The 5,188-nt window shown below is 54.7% G+C and carries 3 rRNA genes; all 3 read left to right on the top strand.

Features of this window, described 5'->3' with window-relative positions:
• Positions 1-38: 38 nt before the first annotated feature.
• The 3 genes from BLT47_RS08690 (at position 39) to rrf (ending at position 5,185) form a co-directional block, all read left to right on the top strand.
• Positions 39-1,582 (top strand): 16S ribosomal RNA (locus BLT47_RS08690).
• Between the two features lie 240 nt (positions 1,583-1,822).
• Positions 1,823-4,939, top strand: a 23S ribosomal RNA gene (locus BLT47_RS08685).
• Between the two features lie 128 nt (positions 4,940-5,067).
• A 5S ribosomal RNA gene (rrf, locus tag BLT47_RS08680) occupies positions 5,068-5,185 on the top strand.
• The 16S, 23S and 5S rRNA genes sit together here, the layout of an rRNA operon.
• Positions 5,186-5,188 lie beyond the last annotated feature (3 nt).

Genomic DNA, 5,188 nt, shown 5'->3' with positions numbered 1-5,188 from the left:
TTTTTTTGGAGTCGTTTTGGGCTCTTTGCATTTTGTTTTTTGTGGAGAGTTTGATCCTGGCTCAGGACGAACGCTGGCGGCGTGCTTAACACATGCAAGTCGAACGGAAAGGCTTCTTTCTTTTTTGATTGGAGTGCTCGAGTGGCGAACGGGTGAGTAATACGTGGGTAACCTGCCCTCAACTGTGGGATAAGCTTGGGAAACTGGGTCTAATACTGCATATTCTTCTGTCCTCGCATGGGGGTGGTTGGAAAGTTTTTTCGGTTGGGGATGGGCTCGCGGCCTATCAGTTTGTTGGTGGGGTGATGGCCTACCAAGGCGTTGACGGGTAGCCGGCCTGAGAGGGTGGTCGGCCACATTGGGACTGAGATACGGCCCAGACTCCTACGGGAGGCAGCAGTGGGGGATATTGCACAATGGGCGGAAGCTTGATGCAGCGACGCCGCGTGGGGGATGAAGGCTTTCGGGTTGTAAACTTCTTTTGGTGCAGAACAAGGCTCGCACTTGGGGTGGGTTGAGGGTATGTGCTGAATAAGCGCCGGCTAACTACGTGCCAGCAGCCGCGGTAATACGTAGGGCGCGAGCGTTGTCCGGAATTATTGGGCGTAAAGGGCTTGTAGGCGGCTTGTTGCGCCTGCTGTGAAAACGCGGGGCTTAACTTCGCGCGTGCAGTGGGTACGGGCAGGCTTGAGTGTGGTAGGGGTGACTGGAATTCCAGGTGTAGCGGTGGAATGCGCAGATATCTGGAGGAATACCGATGGCGAAGGCAGGTCACTGGGCCATTACTGACGCTGAGGAGCGAAAGCGTGGGTAGCGAACAGGATTAGATACCCTGGTAGTCCATGCTGTAAACGTTGGGAACTAGGTGTGGGGTCCTTTTCCGGGGTTCTGCGCCGTAGCTAACGCTTTAAGTTCCCCGCCTGGGGAGTACGGCCGCAAGGCTAAAACTCAAAGGAATTGACGGGGGCCCGCACAAGCGGCGGAGCATGCGGATTAATTCGATGCAACGCGAAGAACCTTACCAAGGCTTGACATACATTGCGATATTCCAGAGATGGGGTAGCTTTTTTGGTGGTGTACAGGTGGTGCATGGTTGTCGTCAGCTCGTGTCGTGAGATGTTGGGTTAAGTCCCGCAACGAGCGCAACCCTTGTCTTGTGTTGCCAGCGGTTTTGGCCGGGGACTCACGGGAGACTGCCGGGGTTAACTCGGAGGAAGGTGGGGATGACGTCAAATCATCATGCCCCTTATGTCTTGGGCTTCACGCATGCTACAATGGCCGGTACAGTGGGTTGCGATACTGTGAGGTGGAGCGAATCTCTGAAAGCCGGTCTCAGTTCGGATCGGGGTCTGCAACTCGACCTCGTGAAGTGGGAGTCGCTAGTAATCGCGGATCAGCATTGCCGCGGTGAATACGTTCCCGGGCCTTGTACACACCGCCCGTCACGTCACGAAAGTTGGCGACACCCGAAGCTCGTGGCCTAACCATTTTTTGGGGGGAGCGGTCGAAGGTGGGGTTGGCGATTGGGACGAAGTCGTAACAAGGTAGCCGTACCGGAAGGTGCGGCTGGATCACCTCCTTTCTAAGGGGTTTCCTGCGCTTGGGGTGCTGTGTTGGTGTCCTGTTTTTTGTGTGGGGTTTGTTTTTTGCGATCGGGGTTTTTCTTTCTGGCATGCTGTTGGGCTCTTGGGTACTTGTGCCCGTGCTGCCTGCGTGGCTCGCATTGTTTGTTTGGTGTGGGTTGTGTGGTGTTGGTGTGGTGGTTGTGAATCGTATAGTGGATGCGAGCATTTTTCTGTAATTTCTGTGTTTTGTTGTGTTTTTGTAGGTGTTTTAGGGCGTTCGGTGGATGCCTTGGTGTGATGGGCCGAAGAAGGACGTGGTGGCCTGCGATATGCCTCGGGGAGTTGGCTTGCGTGCGTTGATCCGAGGGTGTCCGAATGGGGGAACCTGGCCTGCTTTTTGTGGGTCGCCTGCTGCTGAATTGATAGGTGGTGGGTGGTTACGTGGGGAAGTGAAACATCTTAGTACCTGCTGGAAGAGATATTCTGTGAGTAGTGGCGAGCGAAAGCGGAGGAGTCTAAACCTTGTGCGTGTGATAGCCGTCGGGTGTTGCGTGCGGGGGGTTGTGGGGCGTGCCTTTTCCCTTGCCGACGTGGGGGAGCGTAGTGATAAACCGTGCTGGTAGTTGAAGGGTCTGGGATGGCCTGCCGTAGTGCGTGATAGCCGTGTAGATGAAACTGGTGTGGCTGCGTTGGTGTGTGCCCGAGTAGCGCGGGGCTCGTGGAATCTCGTGTGAATCTGCCAAGACCACTTGGTAAGGCTAAATACCCATTGCGACCGATAGTGGATAGTACCGTGAGGGAATGGTGAAAAGTACCCCGGGAGGGGAGTGAAATAGTGCCTGAAACCGGGCGCCTACAATCCGTCAGAGCCCTTTTTTTTGTGGGGGTGATGGCGTGCCTTTTGAAGAATGAGCCTGCGAGTTAGTGGCATGTGGCGAGGTTAACCTTTTGTTGGGTAGCCGTAGTGAAAGCGAGTCTGAATAGGGCGTTTAGTTGCGTGTTCTAGACCCGAAGCGGGGTGATCTACCCATGGCCAGGGTGAAGCGCGTGTAAGAGCGTGTGGAGGTCCGGACCCACCAGGGTTGCAATCCTGGGGGATGAGTTGTGGGTAGGGGTGAAAGGCCAATCAAACTCCGTGATAGCTGGTTCTCCCCGAAATGCATTTAGGTGCAGCGTTTTGTGTTGTTTTGTGGTGGTAGAGCGACTGGTTGGTTGATGGCCTGTTGTGGGTACTGATGTCAGCCAAACTCCGAATGCTGCAAGGCGAGCAGGGCAGTGAGACTGTGGGGGATAAGCTCCATTGTCGAGAGGGATACAGCCCAGATCATCGGTTAAGGCCCCTAAGTGTGTGCTAAGTGGGAAAGGATGTGGAGTTGCGTTGACAGCCAGGAGGTTGGCTTAGAAGCAGCCATCCTTGAAAGAGTGCGTAATAGCTCACTGGTTTAGTGGTTCCGCGCCGACAATGTAGCGGGGCTTAAGTGCACCGCCGAAACCGTGAAGATGGCTTCCATGTTTGTGTGGGGGTTGTTTGGTAGGGGAGCGTCGTGTTTGGGGTGAAGCTGGTTGGTGATGACTGGTGGACTGGATGCGAGTGAGAATGCAGGTATGAGTAGCGTTTGGCAGGTGGGAATCCTGCCGGCCGTATGACTGAGGTTTCCAGGGGTAGGTTTGTCCGCCCTGGGTTAGTCGGGTCCTAAGGCGAGGCCGACAGGCGTAGTCGATGGGTGACCAGTTGATATTCTGGTACCGGCCTTGAACCGTCAAGTGTGCTGCGTGTTGATGTTAACTGCCATGAAGTTGCTTGGGTCTTCCCATTTGTTTGGGTTGGTTTGGGTGGTGGATTTGTGGGAACCAAGATGTGTGGTGCAAGCGTGTTAACGGGTGTGACGCAGAGTGGTAGCTTCGCGTGCCTAATGGCTTGGCACGTCTAAGGGTGTGGCCTGTTTCTTTGGTAAATCCGGGAAGCGTGTGGGTGAGGCCTGATGGTGACTGACCTTTTTTGGTTGGGAAGTAGAGTGAGCCTGTGCTGCCGAGAAAAGCATCGACGTTAGGTTTGGGGTTGCCCGTACCGTAATCCGACACTGGTGGTTGGGTAGAGCATACTAAGGCTTGCGAGTGAATCGTGGTTAAGGAACTCGGCAAAATGCCTCCGTAACTTTGGGAGAAGGAGGGCCCTTGCCTTGAAGCTGCCTTTGCGTGGCTAGGGGTTGGGGGTCGCAGAGTTTGGGGAGAAGCGACTGTTTATCAAAAACATAGGTCTGTGCGAAGCTGTAAGGTGATGTATACGGACTGACGCCTGCCCGGTGCTGGAAGGTTAATCGGACTGGTGATCCCTCTTTGTTGAGGGTGAGGCTGGGATGTTAAGCCCCAGTAAACGGCGGTGGTAACTATAACCATCCTAAGGTAGCGAAATTCCTTGTCGGGTAAGTTCCGACCTGCACGAATGGCGTAACGACTTCTCCGCTGTCTCGACCATGAGCTCGGTGAAATTGCAGTACGAGTAAAGATGCTCGTTTCGCGCAGCAGGACGGAAAGACCCCGGGACCTTTACTATAGCTTGGTATTGGTGTTTGGTGCGGTTTGTGTAGGATAGGTGGGAGACTGTGATCTGGTGGCGCTAGTTGTCAGTGAGTCGTTGGTGAAATACCACTCTGGTCGTGTTGGATGTCTAACTGTGGCCCGTGATCCGGGTTCGGGACAGTGCCTGGTGGGTAGTTTAACTGGGGCGGTTGCCTCCTAAATGGTAACGGAGGCGTTCAAAGGTTCCCTCGGCCTGGTTGGTAATCAGGTGTTGAGTGTAAGTGCATAAGGGGGCTTGACTGTGAGACGGACGTGTCGAGCAGGTACGTAAGTAGGAACTAGTGATCCGGCAGTGGCGTGTGGAAGCGCTGTCGCTCATCGGATAAAAGGTACCCCGGGGATAACAGGCTGATCCTGCCCAAGAGTTCATATCGACGGCATGGTTTGGCACCTCGATGTCGGCTCGTCGCATCCTGGGGCTGGAGTTGGTCCCAAGGGTTGGGCTGTTCGCCCATTAAAGCGGTACGCGAGCTGGGTTCAGAACGTCGTGAGACAGTTCGGTCCCTATCCGCTGCGCGCGTAGGAGAATTGAGAAGGGCTGTTCCTAGTACGAGAGGACCGGGACGGACGAACCTCTAGTGTGCCAGTTGTTCCGCCAGGGGCATTGCTGGTTGGCCATGTTCGGGAGGGATAACCGCTGAAAGCATCTAAGCGGGAAGCTTGCTTCGAGATTAGTTCTCCGACCAATTTTGTTTTGGGTGAGGTCCCCTGTGGATTACGGGGTTGATAGGCCGGGGGTGGAAGCCTTGTGAGGGGTGGAGCTGACTGGTACTAATGACCGACCATCTACAAAGATTGTTTTTCATGGTTTTTACGGTTGTTTTGGTGTTTGTGTCTGCTATGCGATTCTTGACTACCAGATCAGCACGGCCACACGCGTACTTGTTGTGTGTGTTTGTGTGGTTGGTGGTGTTTGGTTTTTGGCGGTGGTTTTAGCGGTGGGGTTACGCCCGGTTTCCATTTCGAACCCGGTAGCTAAGGTCGCCTGCGCTGATGGTACTGCGCTCGGGAGGGCGTGGGAGAGTAGGTCGCTGCCGCCAAAA

The sequence above is a fragment of the Actinobaculum suis genome (assembly GCF_900102025.1).
Classification (GTDB): Bacteria; Actinomycetota; Actinomycetes; order Actinomycetales; family Actinomycetaceae; genus Actinobaculum; species Actinobaculum suis.
This window is presented reverse-complemented; position numbering and strand designations above follow the sequence as displayed.